General features: G+C 71.6%; 18 protein-coding genes. 13 read left to right on the top strand and 5 right to left on the bottom strand.

Annotated elements, in window-relative coordinates:
- Positions 1-64 precede the first annotated feature (64 nt).
- Positions 65-505 carry an adenylyltransferase/cytidyltransferase family protein gene (locus ACIRJP_RS01400; RefSeq protein WP_351256150.1) on the top strand — a complete coding sequence of 147 codons (441 nt, stop codon included), beginning with the start codon at positions 65-67 and terminating at the stop codon, positions 503-505.
- On the opposite strand, the gene ACIRJP_RS01395 is transcribed toward ACIRJP_RS01400, so the two are convergent.
- Both ACIRJP_RS01395 and ACIRJP_RS01390 read right to left on the bottom strand, forming a co-directional pair.
- On the bottom strand, positions 480-1217 hold the full coding sequence (locus tag ACIRJP_RS01395; protein ID WP_404166976.1) for a CDP-alcohol phosphatidyltransferase family protein: 738 nt from the start codon (positions 1215-1217) through the stop codon (positions 480-482). The two genes, ACIRJP_RS01400 and ACIRJP_RS01395, sit on opposite strands and share 26 nt — an antisense overlap.
- A gap of 187 nt (positions 1218-1404) precedes the next feature.
- On the bottom strand, positions 1405-2100 hold the full coding sequence (locus ACIRJP_RS01390; protein WP_404166974.1) for a ribonuclease H: 696 nt from the start codon (positions 2098-2100) through the stop codon (positions 1405-1407).
- A 130-nt stretch (positions 2101-2230) separates the two neighbouring features.
- Here ACIRJP_RS01390 and ACIRJP_RS01385 point away from each other — a divergent pair, with 130 nt between their 5' ends.
- The gene (locus ACIRJP_RS01385; protein ID WP_404166972.1) at positions 2231-2422 is read left to right on the top strand and encodes a DUF6381 family protein; all 192 of its coding nucleotides are present in this window, start codon (positions 2231-2233) and stop codon (positions 2420-2422) included.
- A 149-nt stretch (positions 2423-2571) separates the two neighbouring features.
- On the opposite strand, the gene ACIRJP_RS01380 is transcribed toward ACIRJP_RS01385, so the two are convergent.
- Positions 2572-3138 (bottom strand): nucleoside deaminase, encoded by a 567-nt coding sequence (locus tag ACIRJP_RS01380; protein ID WP_404166970.1) that lies wholly within the window; start codon positions 3136-3138, stop codon positions 2572-2574.
- A 107-nt stretch (positions 3139-3245) separates the two neighbouring features.
- On the opposite strand from ACIRJP_RS01380, the gene ACIRJP_RS01375 reads away from it, so the two are divergent.
- The 11 genes from ACIRJP_RS01375 (at position 3246) to ACIRJP_RS01325 (ending at position 18441) form a co-directional block, all read left to right on the top strand.
- Positions 3246-4211, top strand: coding sequence for an antibiotic biosynthesis monooxygenase (locus tag ACIRJP_RS01375; RefSeq protein ID WP_404166968.1), 966 nt, complete (start codon positions 3246-3248; stop codon positions 4209-4211).
- A 127-nt stretch (positions 4212-4338) separates the two neighbouring features.
- Positions 4339-5319: a PmoA family protein gene (locus tag ACIRJP_RS01370; protein ID WP_404166966.1), complete on the top strand. Its 981-nt coding sequence runs from the start codon at positions 4339-4341 to the stop codon at positions 5317-5319.
- Positions 5313-6278: a D-2-hydroxyacid dehydrogenase gene (locus ACIRJP_RS01365; RefSeq protein WP_404166964.1), complete on the top strand. Its 966-nt coding sequence runs from the start codon at positions 5313-5315 to the stop codon at positions 6276-6278. The genes ACIRJP_RS01370 and ACIRJP_RS01365 overlap by 7 nt, the downstream gene beginning before the upstream one ends.
- Positions 6279-6290: 12 nt before the next feature.
- Positions 6291-7532, top strand: coding sequence for a mandelate racemase/muconate lactonizing enzyme family protein (locus ACIRJP_RS01360; protein WP_404166962.1), 1242 nt, complete (start codon positions 6291-6293; stop codon positions 7530-7532).
- 84 nt (positions 7533-7616) lie between these two features.
- On the top strand, positions 7617-8687 hold the full coding sequence (locus ACIRJP_RS01355) for a LacI family DNA-binding transcriptional regulator (protein WP_404166960.1): 1071 nt from the start codon (positions 7617-7619) through the stop codon (positions 8685-8687).
- A gap of 179 nt (positions 8688-8866) precedes the next feature.
- Entirely contained in the window at positions 8867-10039 is a 1173-nt protein-coding gene (locus ACIRJP_RS01350) for a substrate-binding domain-containing protein (protein ID WP_404166958.1), read from the top strand.
- Between the two features lie 14 nt (positions 10040-10053).
- Positions 10054-11688, top strand: a complete 1635-nt coding sequence (locus ACIRJP_RS01345; RefSeq protein WP_404166956.1) for an FAD-dependent oxidoreductase — start codon at positions 10054-10056, stop codon at positions 11686-11688.
- A gap of 98 nt (positions 11689-11786) precedes the next feature.
- Positions 11787-12896, top strand: coding sequence for a Gfo/Idh/MocA family protein (locus ACIRJP_RS01340; RefSeq protein ID WP_404166954.1), 1110 nt, complete (start codon positions 11787-11789; stop codon positions 12894-12896).
- Entirely contained in the window at positions 12893-13672 is a 780-nt protein-coding gene (locus ACIRJP_RS01335) for a polysaccharide deacetylase family protein (protein WP_404166952.1), read from the top strand. The genes ACIRJP_RS01340 and ACIRJP_RS01335 overlap by 4 nt, the downstream gene beginning before the upstream one ends.
- The gene (locus tag ACIRJP_RS01330) at positions 13665-16679 is read left to right on the top strand and encodes an alpha-mannosidase (RefSeq protein ID WP_404166950.1); all 3015 of its coding nucleotides are present in this window, start codon (positions 13665-13667) and stop codon (positions 16677-16679) included. Before ACIRJP_RS01335 ends, ACIRJP_RS01330 begins: the two co-directional genes overlap by 8 nt.
- 55 nt (positions 16680-16734) lie before the next feature.
- Entirely contained in the window at positions 16735-18441 is a 1707-nt protein-coding gene (locus tag ACIRJP_RS01325) for a protein kinase (protein ID WP_404166948.1), read from the top strand.
- Positions 18442-18453: 12 nt separating this feature from the next.
- Here ACIRJP_RS01325 and ACIRJP_RS01320 read toward each other — a convergent pair whose 3' ends face one another.
- A complete protein-coding gene (locus ACIRJP_RS01320) occupies positions 18454-19092 on the bottom strand; it encodes a hypothetical protein (RefSeq protein WP_404166946.1) in 639 nt (212 codons plus the stop codon).
- On the bottom strand, positions 19089-19799 hold the full coding sequence (locus tag ACIRJP_RS01315) for a hypothetical protein (RefSeq protein ID WP_404166944.1): 711 nt from the start codon (positions 19797-19799) through the stop codon (positions 19089-19091). Before ACIRJP_RS01315 ends, ACIRJP_RS01320 begins: the two co-directional genes overlap by 4 nt.
- Positions 19800-19908 lie beyond the last annotated feature (109 nt).

The raw sequence follows: 19908 nt of genomic DNA, 5'->3' as shown, positions 1-19908 counted from the left end.
ATGGCATGTCCGGACAACTGCTGCGGGACACGGACATCGTGTTCACCGTGGAGGGAGAGAACTGATGGTGCACAGGGTCGGCTACGCGCCGGGGGTATACGACCTCTTCCATGTGGGACACCTCAACATCCTGCGGCACGCCCGCAGTCAGTGCGACTACCTCGTCGCCGGGGTCGTCTCGGACGAGATGGCCGCGCTCGCCAAGGGCCATCGGCCGGTGATTCCGCTGCCGGAGCGCCTGGAGATCGTACGCAGCGTGCGCTACGTGGACGCGGCGTTCGTCGAGACGGTGCCCGACAAGGTCGAGACCTGGCAGCAGGTGAGGTTCGACGTGATCTTCAAGGGGGACGACTGGCGGGACACGGAGAAGGGCGAACGGCTGGAACGCGACTTCGCCGAGGTCGGCGTGGAGGTCGTCTACTTCCCGTACACCGTGCACACGTCCAGCACCCAGCTGCGCCGGGCGCTGGACACACTCGTCAGTCCGCAGTCCGGAGCGCTCTGAGCTCCGTGAACCACTTGGCGAGGAATACCACCAGGAACAGCGCGTGCACGGCGGCGAGCACCGCGTAGCCGGTGCGGAACGCGGAGGGGTCCCCGAGGAGCAGGAACACCAGGCAGAACACCCCGTAGTCGGCGGGCAGCAGCGCCACGGCACGCAGCCGCGAGACCGGGGCGGCGCCTCCGGCTGCCGCGACGGGCCGGGCGGCCGCCTTCCCCAGCTGTTCGCGCAGCAGCCCCGCGCAGAACGTCAGCACCGCCGTGAACAGGAAGCCCAACGGCAGGAGCAGCCAGCCCTCGCCGGGCAGTCCGGCGAACCGCTGGAACGAGATCAGCACGGCGGCGTGCACGAGGATCATCTTGGCGCAGTCCACGACATGGTCCAGCCACTCACCGTCCGGGCCTCCCCCGCCGGTGAGTCTGGCCAGCTGCCCGTCGGCCGAATCGAGGGCGAAGCCGATGGCGAGCCCCGCGTAGACCGCGACCGCGAGCCCGACGGAGGGGCGGACGAGCGCCACCGAGGCGATCGCGGCGAACGTGAACGCCGCGCTGACCAGGGTGACTTGATTTGGTGTCAGCCCTATCCGGTACGCACCGGCCGCGAGGGCACGGCCCGCCGGCCGGTTCACGTACCGCGAGTAGAGCGACACCCCCTTGGCCGTCTTCTGCGCGCCGCGCAGCTCACGCAGGACCGTGCCCGTGCCCTTGCTTCCCATCCGCCCCCCAGCGTCCCACTGTTGCGAGCGGCGTCGGCATCGCTCCCCAGGAATGCGCGGACACCGCCACCGGATCCGCATCATGGCACGCGGACCCGGTCCCGCGGGGGCATCGGGGCGCACCCGACCTCGATGCGCCGGACGGGCACTGCCCCACCCGGCGGCCCGCCCCGGGCGGCAACGCTCCTCAGGCGGAGGCGGTGCGGCACTCCGGGTGGCCCCAGCCGTCGGGGTTCTTGGCGATCATGTCCTGTGCCGCGTAGGGCTTTCCGCAGTGGCAGCGGCCCGCGAACCTGGCCTTGATGGTGCCGCCGGAACGGGCGGGACGTGCCGCGCCCGCCGCTTTCTTCTTCGCCGCGCCGGCACGTGGGCCCTCGGCCGCACGGGCGGGCGCCGGGGTCGGCAGCTGCGTGGAGCCGTGCGCGGTTCCGGCCGGCCGCTGGGCCACCGCGGCCTCGCTGGCCGCCTGGTCGGCGATTGCGTTGAGCGGGTCGCCGTCCACCTGGTGGGCCGGGACGTAGGTGAAGCGCACGGCCCGGCCGGCCAGCCGGTCGTCGATGGCGACCACCAGGTCACGGTTGGCCACCGGCTTGCCGGCCGAGGTCTTCCAGCCGTTGCGCTTCCACCCCGGCAGCCACTTGGTCACCGCATTCATCGCGTACTGCGAGTCCATCCGTACCTCGATCGCCACGGCGGGGTCCGTTGAGTCCAACAGCTGCCGCAGTGCGGTGAGTTCGGCGACGTTGTTGGTCGCGGTGCCCAGCGGTCCCGCTTCCCAGCGCTCGGGCCGGCCCTGCGCGTCGGCCACGACCCATGCCCAGGCCGCGGGCCCCGGATTGCCCTTGGACGCCCCGTCACACGCGGCAATGATGCTCTCGTTCATGCCTTCGATCATGCCAGCGTCGCGGCACCCCCCGAAGCCCGTCACCCTGAGTGACGATTCGAGGTGCGGCGACCCGGCAGCGCTGGTTCCCTGATGGAGCCCGCTCTTCCCAACCGCACAAGGAGCGATGATGAGCGTTGCACGTGAATCCGGTGACCGTGCGCAGCAGCTGCGTGAAAAGGCCCGGCACATGACCGAGGCCGCCGAGCGCACCACCGACCCTGAGCAGCGCCAGCGGCTCCAGGAGAAGGCCCGGAAGCTGCAGGAGCAGTGCGACCAGCAGGGCAACATGGGCGGCGGAAGCACCCGTCCGCCCAAGTAGGACCCGCCCCGCACCAACGGCCGACGTCTTGCCGCTCTTCCATGAGTGTGCGGCAAGCCGTCGGCCGCCGTGCCGGGCCGGCTCCGCAGGCCGCCCGGCATCCCCGGTCCCCCGGTCCTCTGACCCCCTGGTCCTCGGTCGCTGCTTCTTCAGTAAGGGTGCTTGTTCGCCCTGTCCGCCCAGGCCCGGTAGGACGTGTTCCCCAGTTCGGGATGGATCTGTTCGAGCGTGATGCTGCGTCGGTCCGGCGGCTTGGCGAAGTCCTCGTACTGGAAAGCGTCGTCGAAACCGATCTCCTGGGTCGCCTTCCAGTCACAGCTGTAGTAGACGGCACCGATGCGGGCCCAGTAGATGGCGCTCATGCACATCGGGCACGGAGCCCCGCTCGTGTAGATCGTGCACCCCTGCAGCATCCGGGCACGCTCCGGCACGACATCGGGCGAGTCCTCGGGGCGCGGCACCAGTTTGAGCGTGTACCTGTCCAGGTACGCCTCGGAGATGCTGGGGGCTTCGGGATTGAAAACCTGAATGGCCTTGCGGATGGCTTCCACCTCGCCGTGAGCAGTCGGATCGGCGGTGAGCAGTACCCGGTTCTGCCCACGCGCGATGATCTCGCCGTCCTTGGTGATCACGGCACCGAACGGCCCGCCCCAGCCCTCCTCGACGGACTCGGTGGCCAGCCGCACGGCTTCGGCCATGAATTCCTTGTGCCCCATCACGGAACCCCTCTTCATCCGGCGCTCGCCCTCCTGGCACGACCACCTTTCGAGGCTAAAATTGCCCTATTTGTCTGATAACTCCCTTTAGAACTAGACTACTACGCATGAGTACCCGTGCAAGCCCCGACCCCGGCGGCAGTGCCACGGTCGTCATTTCCCAGAGGGTCCGGGCCGGCCGGAATGACGACTACAGACGCTGGCAGGAGAAGACCAACGAAGTCGTGCGGGGTTTCGACGGGTTCCAGGGGACGGAGATGTACCCACCGGCTTCCGGTGACGAGAACGAGTGGGTCGTCGTATTCCGTTTCTCACGCCTCGAACAGCTCACGCGCTGGCTGGAGTCGAGAGAGCGTCAGCAACTTCTCGACGAGGGCCTTCCGTTGTTCGACGGACCGGCCACGCAGGAGGTGCTCTCCGGCGGGACGCCGACCGACGACGTCGTCACGGCCGTGATCTCGCACGAGGTGCGGCCGGGGCACGAGCAGGACTTCCTGCACTGGCAGTCCAAGATCCTCAAGGAGCAGGAGAAGCAACCGGGTTTCATGGGGTCCGAGTTGTTCAGACCGGTGAAGGGCATCCAGGACCGCTGGGTGGTGGCCTTCCGGTTCGACACCCGGGAACACCTGGAGGCATGGCTCGCATCCGATGCCCGTCGGCGGCTCGTCGAGGAAGGGCGCGGCCATTTCGACTCCTACGACGTACGAAAGATCGGCTCGGCGTTCGGCGGCTGGTTCCGCTTCGGGTCGGGATCGCAGGAGGGCGTGCCGCCCAACTGGAAGCAGGCCATGTCCGTGGTGCTGGCGCTGTATCCGACGGTGATGATTCTGGAGCTGACGGCAGGTGACTGGTTCAAGCACCTGGGGGTGCCGGGGTACGTCGCGCTGTTCCTCAGCAATGTACTGAGCGTGAGCGTGCTGACCTGGCTGCTGATGCCTCTGGTCAACCGGGCACTCGCGTTCTGGCTGCTGCCCGGCCGCGCACGGTCGGTCCGGGTCCATGTGGCCGGGGCCGCCGTCGTGACGGTGTGCTACCTGGTGATCATCACCGTCTTCGGCCTGACCACCGGCTGACCGCTGCGCATGCGCACGCCCCTTCCGTAGCACAGCCACACTCGGCCCGCGTTCTTGTTGACGCCCCTCCGGCGGAGGCCCTAGGTTGCGGTAAGCGCTTTCCAGCTGCATCCAGGAGACTCGGGACATGAACAGCCCACTGCGCATCACGCACGCCCACGGCGACCGGATCACGGTCACGGAGGAGCGCGGCGGCATCGATCTGATCAGTTACGTCTACCGTCCGGAAGCGGCCTGGGAGGCCCCGAAGCCGTACATCCATCCCATGCGCACACTGGCCGACAACGTTGTCACCGACTATCGGCCCAACGATCACCGCTGGCACAAGGGCCTCCAGATGACGGCCTCCCACCTCTCCGGGCAGAACCTGTGGGGAGGCAACACCTATGTGCGCGGCCAGGACTACGTGCCGCTGCCCGAGCGGCTCGGGTCGATGGCGCACATCGGATTCGACGAGATCGCGGCGGACGCCGGACGCGCGGTCGTCGCGGAGCGGCTGAGCTGGCGCCACAACAATGGCACGCACTGGGCGGACGAGCTGCGCCGGATCGAACTGCACGACGTCGAGCACACCGGTGCCGGATCCGGCACCCGCACAAGCTCCGGCGCCACGGGGAAAAACACCGGTGGCAGCTGGACGCTGACCTGGTCCAGCGCGATCACCAACCGGCGCACCGAACCGCTGCTCTTCGGCAGCCCGACGACCCACGGCCGGGAGGCGGCCGGCTACACCGGCCTCTTCTGGCGCGGGCCGCGCGCCTTCCGAGGCGGCCGGGTCCTCGGCCCGGACGGGGAGGGCCCGGCGCTGATGGGGGCGCAGGCGCCCTGGCTGGCCTACAGCGGCGAACACGACGGCGTCGACGGGCACGCCACACTGATCTTCCAGCACGCCCCGGAGAACGATCACACGGGAGCGGGCGGCACCCACCCGGCGCACTGGTTCGTCCGCGACGAGCCATTCGCCGCGGTCGCCCCCTCCTTCGCGTTCCACGAGGAGCTGGAGCTCGCCCCGGGCGACACCCTGGCCCGCCGCTACCGGGTCACCGTCGCGGACGGGCGGTGGGACCGGGAACGGATCACCGAGTATCTCGCGGAGCACCCGTGGTGAACCCGGACAAGGGCCGTGGCGGCCTGTACGTGGAGCTGTCACTCACCGGTGCCGAGCGCGCCCGCCTGCGTGAACTCGCCCCCGGACCCGTGTGGTTCGCCGAGCCGGGAACCATGTCCAGGTCGGATGCCCGCGCCCTCGCCGAAGCCGACACGGCGCTCGGCAATCCCCGGGCGGACCGGGTGGCGAACGCGCCCCGGCTGAAGTGGCTGCAGCTCGCCTCGGTCGGGATCGACGACTATCTGGGGCTGGACTGGCCGGTACTCGGCCGACGGCTGACCGTGACCAACCTGGGGGATGTCTTCGCCGACCCGGTGGCACAGTCCTGCCTGGCGGGAATCCTGGCGCTCCATCGCGGCATCGACCTGCTCTCCGGGCTGCGCGCCGAGGGCAGCTGGGCGAAGTCTGCCGTGCGGCCCCGGCTGCGTCTGCTGACCGGGGCCCGGGTGCTCGTCCTCGGCCGGGGGTCCATCGCCCGGCGGTTCGCCGAGCTGCTCAGCCCGTTCGGCTGCCCCGTCACGCACTTCGCGCGCGGCTCCGGCGACATCCGCACCCTGGCCGAGCTCGATGAGCGGCTGCCCGGATTCGACGTGGTGGTGGGGCTGCTGCCCGGGACGCCGGAGACGAGCGGACTGCTCGACGCGCGACGGCTGGCCCTGCTGCGGCCGGGAGCCGTACTGGTGAACGCCGGGCGGGGATCGCTGGTGGACGAGGAGGCCCTGGTGTCCGGGCTGACTTCCGGGCGGCTCGGCGGAGCCGTGCTGGACGTCACCGGGGAGGAACCACTGCCCATCGGTAACCCGCTGTGGACCTGTCCCGGTGTCGTCCTCACCCAGCACACCGCAGGTGGTTCCACGGACGAGAGCGCCCGGGTCGTCGACCTCTTCGCCGACAACTGGCGCCGATTCCATACCGGTTCACCATTGTGCAACCCCGTGCAGTGGTCCAGAGGATTCTGAGGACGCGACGTCATGCCCGAACCCCCCGCCCCGCACCACGGCGCACCGATCGGCGACGGAGTGCGCATCGCGGCGATCCGGCCGGTGCTGCTCAGCGCCCCGTACGCGGATCCGGAGAATCTGGAGGTGCGTCTGGCGCTGCCGACCGGGTGGCGCACGACGGGTCTGGTCGAGGTCACTCTGGACGACGGCACGACCGGGCTCGGAGAGGGCTACCTCGCCGTCTTCGCGCCGCAGGTCTTCGTGTCCACGGTCGATCTGATCGCCCCCTACCTGATCGGCCGTCCGGCCGGGGAACTGGAGGAGCGGTACCGGGACATGGTGCTCGTGACGGGCTATTGGAGTCTCCAGGGGGCGGCCCGCCACGTCGTCTCCGCCGTGGAGGCGGCCCTGATCGACGCCCTCGGGAAGCGGGCGGGCGTGCCCGCGTACGAGTTGCTGGGCGGCCGTCGCACGGACGCGATCCGGCTCTACGCCAGCGGGGGCGACTCGACCTCCCCGTCGGCGATGGCCGCCGAGATCGCCGCCGTGGTGGCCCTCGGCATCGATACCTTCAAGATCAGGTCGCGGGGCCACGAGGCGGACAAGGCGGTGTGGACGCTGGAACACGCGGCGGCGCACGGCATCGGCGTCGCCGTCGACATGGCACAGAATCTTGCGGACCCGGGCCAGTCGGTGGCGCAGACGCTGGCGTTCCTGAACGCGGTCGGGGCCGGCACCCGGTGGCCGGTGCGTTTCCTGGAGGAGCCGCTGGGGGCCGCCCGGACCGCCGGGTATCCCGCTCTGCGGCGGGCGGCGGGCTGTCCGGTGGCGGGCGGGGAGACCGTCACCACCGCGCAGGAACTGCTGGAGCGTATGGCCCTTGGGTACTACGACCTGGTGCAGCCGGACGCCACGGTCGTCGGCGGTCCGCGCCAGACACTGGCAGTCTTCGCGGGCGCGGCTGAGCACGGGGTCGACGTGGTGGTCCATTGCTGGGGCAGCGCCGTGTGCCAGGCGGCCAACTATCACTCCGCCTTCGCGGGCGGCGGACAGCTGGCCGAGTGGCCGATGCCCCGTTATCCGCTGCGGTCGGAGCTGCTGGTCGAGCCGTTCCGTCTGGAGGACGGCTGCCTGCTCGCCCCGCGGGCCCCGGGGCTCGGTGTCGTGCTCACTCCGGAGGCCGAGCGGCGGTACGCCTTCCGGGACGATGCCGTCTACCGCTGTGCGACTCCGTTGCCACCCGCCGTCCCGGGCCGGTGGCGCACGGACTGACCTCACGGGCGGGAGGGTGCCGGTGGCCGGTTTCCTACGGCCTGCGCAATGGGAAAACGCTTTCAGTGCGGCTATCGTAGCCCCATGCAGAGCCAGGTCAATCGACGTTCAGCCCGTCCCCGCCCGTCGTCCGCCGTGACGCTCCAGCAGGTCGCGCAGGACGCCGGGGTCTCTCTCGCCACGGCTTCACGCGTCCTCAGCGACAGCGACCGCAACGTCACCCAGGAGCTCCAGGAGCGTGTCCTGGAGGCGGCCGCCCGGCTCCGCTACGTGTCCAACGCACCGGCCCGCGCGCTCGTGCAGTCCACGACGTCCATCGTCGGTCTGGTCGTGCACGATGTGAACGACGCGTACTACTCCGCCATCGCGGCCGGTGTCATGGAGGTCGCCCGCGACCACAAGCTCCTGGTGATGCTGGCGGGCACCTTCCACGAGCCCGGACTCCAGGCGGAGTACGTCGCCCGGCTGCGGGCGCAGCGGGCCCGCGCCGTGGTCCTCGCCGGATCCGGCTTCACCGGCCAGAGCCCCGCGCTCACCCAGGAGCTGGAGGCTTTCGCGGCACAGGGCGGCCGGGTGACCGCCGTCGCGCACCAGGACCTTCCGGTGGACACCATCGTGCCGGGCAACCGCGAGGGCGGCCGGGCGGTCGCCGAGCACCTCGCAGGGCTCGGGCACACCGAGATCGGCGTCATCTGCGGACCACTGGCCCTGGTCTCCGTACAGGAACGGCTGCTCGGCTTCCTGGAGCGGGCCGCCGAGCTGGGCGTCGTCGTGCAGGAGCACCACCGCGTGGAGGCCGACTTCACCCGGGAGGGCGGGCGGACCGCGGCGGTGCGGCTGTTCCGCAGGTCACCGGGGATCACCGCGCTGTTCGCGCTCAACGACGCCATGGCACTGGGTGCCCTCGCCGCGCTCCGTGACGACCTCGGCCGGAGCGTTCCCTCCGACGTCTCCGTCGTCGGCTTCGACGATCTGCCCGTGGCCTGCGACGTCACGCCCGCGCTGACCACCGTACGGCTGCCGCTGGAGGAGATCGGCCGTCGGGCGCTGCTGCTGGCCCTCGGTGACGCGACGGCTTCGCCGCGCACGCTCGCCGTGCCTTCGCGCCTGGTGGTGCGGGCCAGCACGGCACCGCCGCCCCGCGTGATCGGCTGATTCCACAGATCAAGGTGCCTTTCAGAGCATCGAGTTGACGCATTAAAGCCACAGGCCCCCGACTCTACGCACCAAGTTGGCGATCTTTTCCCTGCAACGCTCTTGAAATAACGCATTAACCCCCACCACACTGAAGTCAACGCCGATTGACGCGTCAAATCCGAAAAGGTGGTGGCTGGATGGAAACGTCCGGGCCCAAGTACCAGCGCATCAAGGACGAGTTGCGGGCCGAGGTGGCACGTGACGAGTACGAGGCCGGTGCTCCGTTCATCACTCAGAACCAGCTGCGCGAGCGCTTCCAGGTCAGCTCCACCACCGCCGTCCGAGCGCTCAACGACCTTGTCGCGGAAGGGCTGTTGGTGCGCCGGCGGGGCCAGGGGACCTTTGTCGCCGACCCCGAGGACCGGGCCCCGGAGCCCACCGCGGCGCACCGGTCCGGGGTGATCGCCTGCATCATCAGCGGCCAGGGGCCGTACCAGTCGGAGGTGCTGCGCGGGATCGAGTCCGGTTGTTCGGAGCGCGGGATGCGGCTGTTCTTCTCCGACTCCGCCGTCCATATGACCGAGACGGGGCATGCCTCGCACGAAGCCTCGCTGGCCCGCCAGGACCAGGTGCTGCGCCAGGCCGTCCAGGACCGGGTCGAGGGCATCATCCTCTACCCCGTCCAGGGTGTGCCCGATCCCGGCGTGCTCGCCGAGATCAGGCGCCTGCGCATCCCCATGGTCCTGGTCGACCGGTATTTCCCGGGCCTCGCCATCGACGCGGTCACCGCCGACAACTACGACGTCGGCTACCGGCTCACCGAACACCTGCTGGCCGACGGCCACGAGCGGATAGCGACGCTCTGGGGCGAGACCCAGTGCACGAGCGTCCACGACCGGATGACCGGGCACAAGCAGGCGCTGCGCGCTCATGACCAGCCCCTGCTTCCCCAGTTGACCGCGCTGCGTTCGTACACGGCACTGTCCGAGGACGACCGCAAGGAGCTGCTGACCGAGCTGCTCGGCTCGCCCGAGCCGCCGACCGCGCTGCTGTGCGCCCACGGTTTCGCCGTCGCCACCGCGGCCGCCGACCTGGCCGCGCTCGGCGTCGCCGTGCCCGACGAGATCGTGCTGGCCGGTATGGACGACGCCGGCCCCTACGACCTGCTGCCGCTCACCAGCTTCGCCGCCCGGCTCCCGGCCAGGGAGATCGGCCTGCGGGCGGTCGAGCAGTTGGTCACCCGGATCGCGGAGCGCGCGGCGGGCGAGGACCCGTACCGAAGCGCCGAACAGATCGTGCTTCCCGTCCGGATCAGGACGCGCGAGTCCGTGCCGGTCCGGCTCCGTACCGTCGCCGCCCGCCGGCCCTGAGGGAGGAGACTCCTGTGTTCGCCGCCCCTGCCCCCCGTACCCGCGAACTCGGGACCGATGTCCTGGTGGTCGGTGCCGGTCTCGGCGGTCTCGCCGCCGCGCTGACCGCCGCCCGGTTCGGACACCGCGTCGTGCTCACCGAGGCGACCGACTGGCCCGGTGGCCTGTTCACCGCGCAGGCCGTGCCGCTCGCCGACGGACACCGCATCGAACTGGACCCCGTCTCCCCCGGCTACCGCGATCTGCGCGAGCGGATACGCGACTTCTACCGCCGCAACTACCCGCTGTGCCCCGAGCGGTTCGCCGACCCCCTGCTCGACCCCGGTCTCAGCACCACCGGCCATCTCAGCCACGAGCCGCGTGCCGCACTCGCGGTCGTCCAGGAGCTCCTGACCCCGCACCTCGCCTCCGGCAGGCTCACCCTGCTGCTCGGCCACCGTCCGGTCGCGGCCCAGGCGGACGGCGACCGGGTGGCCTCGCTGACCCTGGAGGGGGCGGACGGCCGGCCGCTGACTGTCGGCGCCCGCTACGTCGTCGACGCGACGGACCTGGGCGAGCTGCTCGCCCTCGCGGGCGTCGAGCACGTCACCGGCGCCGAGTCCGGCGAGGAGACCGGCGAGCCGCACGCGCCCGCCCTCCCCGATCCGCTGGACCAGCAGCCGGTCTCATGGGTCTTCGCCCTGGACCACCGCCCCGGCGAGGACCACACGGTGGACCGGCCGGCCGGCTACGACCGGTGGTCCGGCGCCTTCTCCTGGGACACCGCGGAGCCGGGCGGCGGACCGGCCCGCTCCGTGCCGCTGTTCCTGCATGAGCCGGACGACGTCCCGCCCTGGGCGGCACCGCCCAATGACCGCTGGCACCAGCTGCGGGCGTTCGCCCGGAGCCGGTATCTGCCCGGTACGTTCGACAGCGACATCACCCTGGTCGACTGGGAACAGACCGCCTACAGCGGGCTCCCGCTCGCCGGTTGTGGGGACGAGGTACGGGCGCGGGCCGAGCAGGAGGCACGCGAGCAGGCCATGTCGTTCCTGTACTGGATGCAGACCCGCGCGCCCCGGCACGACGGCGGTCACGGCTACCCCGAGCTGCGGCTGCGGCCCGACGTCACGGGCACCGGCGACGGGTTCGCCAAGGCCGCCCACGTACGCGAATCCCGGCGCATCCGGGCCGAGTTCACCCTCCTCGAACACCACCTGACCGCCGAGGCGCGGGCCGGGGCACCGGGCGCCGAGACGTTCACGGACAGCGTGGGCACCCTGCGTTCCCGGATCACCCTGCACCCGGGAACGGGGGGCGGCGCGGGGCTGGACCTGGAGTGCCTGCCGTTCCAGCTGCCGCTGGGGTCGCTGCTGCCGGTACGGGTGGAGAATCTGCTCCCCGCCGGGCGGAACATCGGCGCCACCCATCTCAGCGCGCCCGCGCTCGGCGGGCACGCGGGCCAGTGGAGCATCGGTGAGGCGGTCGGCGCACTGGTCTCCTACTGTCTGGAGCACCGGCTGCCGCCGCGTGCGGTCCGCGCGAGCGAACACCGGCTCGTCTCCTTCCAGGACCGGCTCAGCACTTCGCTCGGTCTCGCCCTCGACTGGCCGGACCGGCTCCGCACCGGGCCCGTTTCCAGTGCCGGGGCGCTCTACGCCACCCTCTGACCCGACCCACTGCCCTTCCTTCGGGGAGGGCACTTTCCCGACCTGCTGGAAAACGCTTACCAATCAGCGGCTCACGCCCTCAGCCTGGACGGCCCTCTGTGACTGCGACTCCTTATCGTGTACTGCTCGTCGGCGCGGGCAACATCGCCCGCGCCGTCCATATGCCGGCGTTCCTCGGACTTCCCTCGGACTTCACGGTGGCGGGGGCCGTGGACGCCGATCCCGCGGCTGCCCGCTCCTTCGCCGCCGACTTCGCGCTGTCCCACCACTCCACCGATCTCGCCGCGTCGCTGGGCGAGCTCCGCCCCGATCTCGTCGTCATCGCCTCGCCTCCTGTCGCCCACCGGGAGCAGGTCGTCGCCGCGCTGACCGCCGGGGCCTGGGTGTGGTGCGAGAAGCCGCCGGCGCTGAGCCTGGCGGAGTACGACGCCATGACCGCAGCCGAGGGCGAGCACGGCCCGTACGCCCCGATCGTCTTCCAGCACCGGTTCGGCTCGGGGGCCGAGCACGCCAAGGCGCTCATCGCCTCCGGGGAGCTGGGGGCGCCGCTGGTCGCCCACTGCCAGACCACCTGGTACCGCGACGACGCCTACTACGCGGTCCCGTGGCGCGGGAAGTGGGCGACCGAGGGCGCAGGCCCCGCCATGGGGCTCGGCATCCACCAGATCGACCTGCTGCTCGAACTGCTCGGCGACTGGGCTGAGATCCGGGCCATGGCGGGCCGGCTGGCCCGTGACGTCGAGACCGACGACGTCACCACCGCCACCGTGCGCTTCGCCTCGGGCGCGCTGGCCACCGTGGTCAACAGCGCGCTCTCGCCACGGCAGTCGAGCCATCTGCGGATCGATCTGCGGGACGCCACGATCGAGCTGAACCATCTCTACGGCTACGGGAACGGGGACTGGACCTACACCCCGGCGCCCGGCGTCGGCCCCGGCCGGGCGGACCGCTGGAACTCCCCGGCCGAGTCCGTCCCGAGCTCGCACTCCGCCCAGCTCCGTTCCCTCCTGGCCGACATGCGGGCGGGGCGGCGTCCCAGGGCGAGCGCCGGGGACGGCCGCCGGTCCCTGGAACTGATCACCGCGATGTACAAGGCGGCGCTCACCGGTCTCCCGGTCCGGGCCGGCGAGATCGTCCCGGGCGACCCCTTCTACACGGCACTGCACGGCTCCGTTCCCGGCTGGGCGCCGCAGGAGCCGGGGCGATGACCGCCCGCCCGGACGGCGGCTTCGACCGTGCGCTGCTGCTCACCTTCGACGACCGGCACGTGCGCGAGTGGGCCGCGGTCGCGCCGCTGTTCACCTCGTACGGCGCGCGGGTCACCTTCTTCGTCTGCGAGCCCGACCGGCTGGAGAGGGACGAGGTGCGGCTGCTGCGCCGGCTCGCGGACGACGGCCACACCGTCGGCTGCCACGGCCTGCGGCACGAGCGCGCACCGGAGTTCGTCGCCGCGTACGGCGCCGGAGCCTACCTCGACCGCGAGGTGGTGCCCGCCCTCGACGCGCTGCGCCGCCTCGGCTTCCCGGCCCGCAGCTTCGCCTACCCGTGCAGCGCCCGCGACGAGGACACCGACCGGCTGCTCCTCACGCTCTTCGAGCGGCTGCGCGGCGGGGTGCCGGTCGCCCGTCGCGCCGATCCGTCGTTCGCGGCCGAACTCCACGTCCCGGCCGGTGACGTCGCCGCCCGGCGGGTCCTGCCGGGCTGCTCGGTGGACTCCGGGCGCGGGAGTCTCGCGTACGGGGACGATCTGAGCGGTGTCGAGGCGGCGCTGCGCCGGACCGCCGAGCACGGCGGTATGACCACGCTCTACGCCCACTGCGTCGCCGACGCCCATGAGGCCAACCATGTGACCCCGGCCCGACTGGAGAAGCTCCTGGTCGCGGCCGACGGGATGTCACTGCCCTGCGTGGGCTTCGACGAACTCCCTCGAACCACCGAAGCGTTGCATACATTTCCTCCAGAGGGGCCCTTCACTCATGCATGACGACCGCACACTGACCGAGGAGCGGCTCGGCCGCGCCCTGCGCGAACGCATCCGCCCCGCCGTCCACCCCCGCACCGTGGAGCTGGAGTTCGAGGTCTGGCACGCCCCCGGCGAACCGGTGCCCTTCACCGAGGCGGTGGCCGCCCCGTACAAGCCGGGCACCATCGGCGACGACTGGGGGCCGGCCTGGGGCACCAGCTGGTTCCGGGTGACCGGCCGGGTCCCGCGGGACTGGGCCGGTGAGAGGGTCGAGGCGGTGATCGACCTCGGTTTCGCCAAGGACCGCCCCGGTTTCTCCGCGGAGGCGCTGGTCCACCGGCCGGACGGCAGCGTGGTCAAGGCCCTCAACCCGCGCAACACCTGGCTGCGGATCGGCGAACCGGCCGCAGGCGGCGAGGAGTTCACGTACTTCCTGGAAGCAGCCGCCAATCCGGAGATCCTGGACGGGGTCAGTCCGCTGGGTGACCGGGAGACGGCGGGCAGCGAGCCGCTGTACCGCGTCGAGCGGATGGACCTCGCGGTCTTCGACCAGCAGGTGTGGGAGCTGGTCCAGGACCTGGAGGTGCTCGACCAGCTGATGCGGCAGCTGCCGCTCGGGGCGGCGCGCCGCTGGGAGATCCTGCGCGCGGTGGAACGCTGCCTGGACGCCCTGGACCTGGAGGCCGTGGGGGCGAGCGCGCCCGCCGCCCGCGAGCGGCTGCGGGCGGTGCTCTCCTCCCCCGCGCACGCCTCGGCGCACCGGCTGTCGGCGGTGGGGCACGCGCACATCGACTCGGCGTGGCTGTGGCCGCTGCGGGAGACGGTACGCAAGGTCGCCCGCACCACCTCCAACGTGGTGGCGCTGATGGACGACCGCCCGGAGTTCGTCTTCGCGATGTCGCAGGCGCAGCAGCTCGACTGGCTGCGGGAGCACCAGCCGGCGCTGTACGCCCGGGTGAAGGAGAAGGTGGCCGCCGGTCAGTTCGTGCCGGTGGGCGGGATGTGGGTGGAGTCGGACACCAACATGCCCGGGTCGGAGGCGCTGGCCCGGCAGTTCGTGTTCGGCAAGCGGTTCTTCCTGGAGGAGTTCGGGGTCGAGACTCAGGAGGTGTGGCTGCCGGACTCGTTCGGCTACTCGGCGGCGCTGCCGCAGCTGGTGAAGCTCTCCGGTTCGCGCTGGTTCCTCACCCAGAAGATCTCGTGGAACACGACGAACCCGTTCCCGCACCACTCCTTCCTGTGGGAGGGGCTTGACGGCACCCGGGTGTTCACGCACTTCCCGCCGGTGGACACCTATGTGGCCGAGCTGTCCGGCGAGGAGCTCGCGCACGCCGAGGAGAACTTCCGGGACAAGGGTCACGCCACCCGCTCGCTGGTGCCGTTCGGCTGGGGTGACGGCGGTGGCGGCCCCACCCGCGAGATGCTGGCGCGTGCCCAGCGGCTCGCGGACCTGGAGGGCTCCCCCCGGGTGACGATCGAGACACCTTCGGACTTCTTCGCGGCCGCCGAGGCGGAGTACGACCGGCCGCCGGTGTGGCTGGGCGAGCTGTACCTGGAGCTGCACCGCGGTACGTACACCTCGCAGGCGCGTACCAAGCAGGGCAACCGGCGCAGCGAGCATCTGCTGCGGGAGGCGGAGCTGTGGGCGGCGACCGCCGCGGTGCGGGCCGGATTCCCTTATCCGCACGAGGAGTTGGACCGGATCTGGAAGAGCGTGCTGCTGCACCAGTTCCACGACATCCTGCCGGGTTCGTCGATCGCCTGGGTACACCGTGAGGCCGAGGCGACGTACGCCCGGATCGCCGATGAGCTGGAGGCGGTGATCGGGGCGGCGCAGCAGGCGCTGGCCGGTGCCCCAAAGGACGGCGGCACGGTGGTGTTCAACTCCGCGCCGCACGGCCGGGCCGGCATCGCGGCGGGGGGCGCGGCGCTCGCCGGGCAGGACCACGCGCGGCCGGCCGTGGAGGTCGCGGAGCACGGCTCCGGCTTCCGGCTGGACAACGGGGTGCTCCGGGTGACGGTGGACGGTCGGGGGCTGGTGGTCTCCGTCGTCGACCTGGTGACCGGGCGCGAGACGGTCGCGCCGGGCTGCGCGGCGAATCTGCTCCAGGTTCACCCGGATCTGCCCAACCGGTGGGACGCGTGGGACGTCGATGCCTTCTACCGCAACACGGTGACCGATCTGACCGAGGCGGACGTGGTGCGGCGCAGCGGCGACGGCGTCGAGGTGGTGCGCAGCTTCGGCTCGTCCCGGGTCACCCAGCTGCTGACGCTGCGGCCCGGTGCCCGGCGCCTCGACATCGACACCGAGGTCGACTGGCACGAGCAGGAGAAGTTCCTCAAGGCGGCGTTCCCGATCGATGTGCGTGCCGATCAATCCACGGCTGAGACCCAGTTCGGCCACGTGCAACGGCCGACACACACCAACACCAGCTGGGAGGCGGCCAAGTTCGAGATCTGCGCCCACCGCTTCCTGCATGTCGGCGAGCCGGGCTGGGGTGCGGCACTGATCAACGACTCGACGTACGGGCACGATGTGACCCGTACGGTCCGCGAGGACGGTTCGACCACGACGACGGTGCGGCTCTCGCTGCTGCGGGCGCCCCGCTATCCCGACCCGGCGACCGACCAGGGGGTGCACCGGCTGCGCTACGCGCTGCTGCCGGGGGCGACGATCGGTGACGCGGTCCGTGAGGGCTGGTCGTTCAGCCTGCCCGAGCGCCGGGTGCCGGGGAGCGCCGAGGTGGCCCCGCTGGTCTCGGTCGACGACGACGCGGTGGTCGTGACGGCGGTGAAGCTCGCCGACGACGGCAGTGGGGACGTGGTGGTCCGGCTGCACGAGGCACACGGCGGGCGGGTCTCGGCCCGTCTGACGGCGGGCTTCGCGCTGGCCGGGGCGAGTGTCACGGATCTGCTGGAGCGTCCGCTCGCCGGCGAGCGGGCCGAGGTGGACGGCGATGCGGTCCTGCTGGGGCTGCGGCCCTTCCAGATCGTGACGCTCAGGCTCACACCCGACGACGAGGCGTGAGAGGCGTACGGGGTGGGTGCCTGCCATGTCGGACCTGCCCCGTACTCTTTTTTCCATGACCGCTGGGGGGCCTGTGCGCCGTGTGATCGACGACCGTTTCGAGCTGGTGAGCCGGCTCGGCAGTGGCGGTATGGGCATGGTGTGGCGAGCCCATGACCTGGCCCTGCACCGCGATGTGGCGCTCAAGGAGGTCCGGCCCCCGGACCCGGCGCTCGCCGAGAACGATCCGGGCTCGGCAAGGCTGCTGCGTGAGCGGGTGCTGCGCGAGGCCCGTGCGCTGGCCCGGCTCGACCACCCGGGCGTCGTCACGGTCCACCACATCGTGGACGGCGGCGCGGGGACGTACCCGTGGATCGTGATGGAGCTGGTGCCCGGCGCCTCGCTCGCGGAGCGGCTGGCCGAGGGGACGCTCTCCCCGGTCGAGGCCGCCGGGCTGGGCCGCGGGGTGCTGTCCGCGCTGCGGGCCGCCCATGCCGCCGGGATCCTGCACCGCGACGTCAAGCCCGCCAACGTACTGCTGCGGACCGACGGGAGCCCGGTCCTCACCGACTTCGGCATCGCGGCGATCCGTGAGTCCACGAGTCTGACGGCGACCGGTTCCATCATCGGCTCCCCCGACTACATGGCGCCCGAGCGCATTCGCGGCGAGGAGGGCGATCCTTCGTCGGACCTGTGGTCGCTCGCCATGATGCTGTACGTCGCCGTGGAGGGCCGGCACCCGCTGCGCAAGGCCACTACCCTGGCGACGCTGGCGGCCGTGCTGGACGAGGAGATTCCGCCACCCGCGCAGGCCGGTCCGCTGGCTCCGGTACTGAACGCGCTGCTGACCCGGGACACGGACGCCAGGCCCGGTCCCGAGGAGCTGGACCGGATGCTCGCGGAGGTGAGCGAGCCGGCACCCGGACCGGGCCGTACCGCTCCACAGGACGCCGTACCGCCCCGTCCGGCGCCCACTCGGCAGGACGAGGTGCCGCCCGGCTTCGGTCCTCCCGTCGGCCCGACCACCGTCCTGCCCACCGCCCCCGTGCGGCGTCCGCCCGTCACCGCTCCCCCGCGCCCGCAGCCCGCGCCCCTGGGCACCAAGGAGATCCGCCGCCGGGTCCGGCGCGGCCGTGCCGTCGCGATATCCACCGCCATCGCGGGCACCGCCCTGACCGGGGTGCTGGTGTGGTCGCTGCTGCCCGCCGAGGACACCAAGGCTTCCGGCACCACCCCGTCCGCCTCCGGCCGGGCCCCGGAACCGGCCCCGGACTCCTCGGGCGGGCCCTCCCCCGCCGAGGAGAAGGAGACCCCGCAGAAGGCCACCGCGCCCGAGAACCTGCTGACGCCCTCCGGCGCACGGTCCGTCATCGCCGCGCTCAAGCCGGTGATGGGCACCACCGAGATCACGTCGTTCACGCTGTACGACGTGCACGCGAGCGCCGAGGCCCCGATCGCGAAGGACAAGGCCCTGTACGACGTCTTCGCCTACCGGGACGGCAAGGCCACCCGGGAACGGGCGGGCGGCACCCTCATATCGGGCGCCAAGTCCGTGGACCTGGAGAAGTTCGACTGGGACGCCCTGCCCGGGCTGATCCGCCGGGCGGACAAGGAGCTCGGCGTCGCCGAGCCCACCACCCACTACGTGGACATCGACCCGGCCTCGCCGTTCGACAACTACCAGCCGACGCTGAGCGTCTACGTCTCGGACGAGTACGGCGGCGCCTATCTGCGGGCCGACATCAACGGCAAGGTGCTCAAGAAGTACCCGCGCAACGGCTGAGCCCGCGGCGGCTCAGCCCAGCACCCGTACCAGCACCAGCAGCACGGCCGCGATCACCACGCCCGACACGAGCGCACGGAACCCCGCCGGCACGCCGCCGGCCCGGCGCTTCACCTCGCCGACCGGCGGCACGAGGCTCGCCGCGCGGGCCAGCCACTCGCGCGGCGGGTTGTCGGGGACGACGACCCGCCAGGGCTGCTCGGGGTCGTACTGGACGACCGCCCTGGACCTGTGCAGCAGCCCCTGCAGGTCGAGGGGGTGACGGACCTCGATCCGGTACGGGGGCAGGTCGTCGGCCATCACGGTCAGGTCGAAGGCGAACACGGAGTCCACGGCCTGCCCGTCGGTGGCGGTCCGGCCGTTCTTCTTGTTCACCGCCCTCACCCCGTTGACCACGGCGGGCGCGAAGGCGCGCGGTCCGCCGGAGCGCAGCGCGGGGGCGACGCCCGACTGCATGTCCTCGGCCGCCCTGCCGTACGCCGTCAGGGCCAGGGCCGTCACCGGCAGCCCGACGCTCAACAGCCAGCGGGGGCCGTCCAGGGCGCCCCGGACCACCGCCGCCAGCGCGAGGCCGGTGCCGATCGCGGACACCACGGTGAGCAGCCGGACGGCGTTTCGCAGGGAGGACGCGGGAGAGGTCGACGTGGTCATGAGATGCGCAGCAACTTCCGGCGAGCGATGGCGACCCTGGTGAGGGCCGGGTCGCCGGGGCGGTCGGCGTCGTACACGGCGAGGGTGTCACGGCTGAGGGCGACGCGTTCCACGACGGCCGGGACCTCGTGACGCACCCCGTCCTCGTCGTCGAACACCACGGTGACCTCGCCGTACTTGCGGCCCACCGACCGCCAGCCCTCCAGCACCGCGTCGGCCGTGCGGAAGCGGCGGGACAGCCTGCGCAGCCCCGCGGTGCGCCGCAGGCTCACCGCCGCGCCCCACCAGGCGGCGAGAGAGCCCACGCCCGCAGCGGACCACAGGAAGGCGAGCCACTGGGAGACGGTGAAGTCGCCGAGCGGAAGGAAGATGTGGAAGCTGGTGACGGTGTCCCGCTCGACCTGGCCCTCCGCCAGCGCGTCGTACCAGCCGACCGCGGCCGCGACGGCGCAGAGCACGATCATCGCGCCCGGTGCCGCCCGGTGCAGGTACCGGGCGCAGAGCAGGCCGAGGACGACGGCGAAGCCGATGCCGAGCATCGGGGACATGGATGCGAGCTGGTCACTGGCGCAGCCACCGGCCAGGTCGCAGGACCATTTCACCCCCGCCGCCTCATGGCTGGCGATGTACCACATCATCCAGACCTGCCACGCCATCAGCGCGCACGCGATGACGCGCATCGCCTGCGCATAGGCTTTCTGCCGCACTGTTCGCCCTTGTCCTCGCATGTCACGGGGCATTGACGTGCCCCGGTGGACCATATACACGGTGTCCATGGCCTGTCCGTGATCCGCACCACGCCGGCTGCGGTGCGGT

The sequence above is a fragment of the Streptomyces sp. NPDC102437 genome, from assembly GCF_044765565.1.
GTDB lineage: Bacteria > Actinomycetota > Actinomycetes > Streptomycetales > Streptomycetaceae > Streptomyces.
Note: the sequence above shows the minus strand (reverse complement) of the source record. Positions and strands in the feature narration are given on the sequence as shown.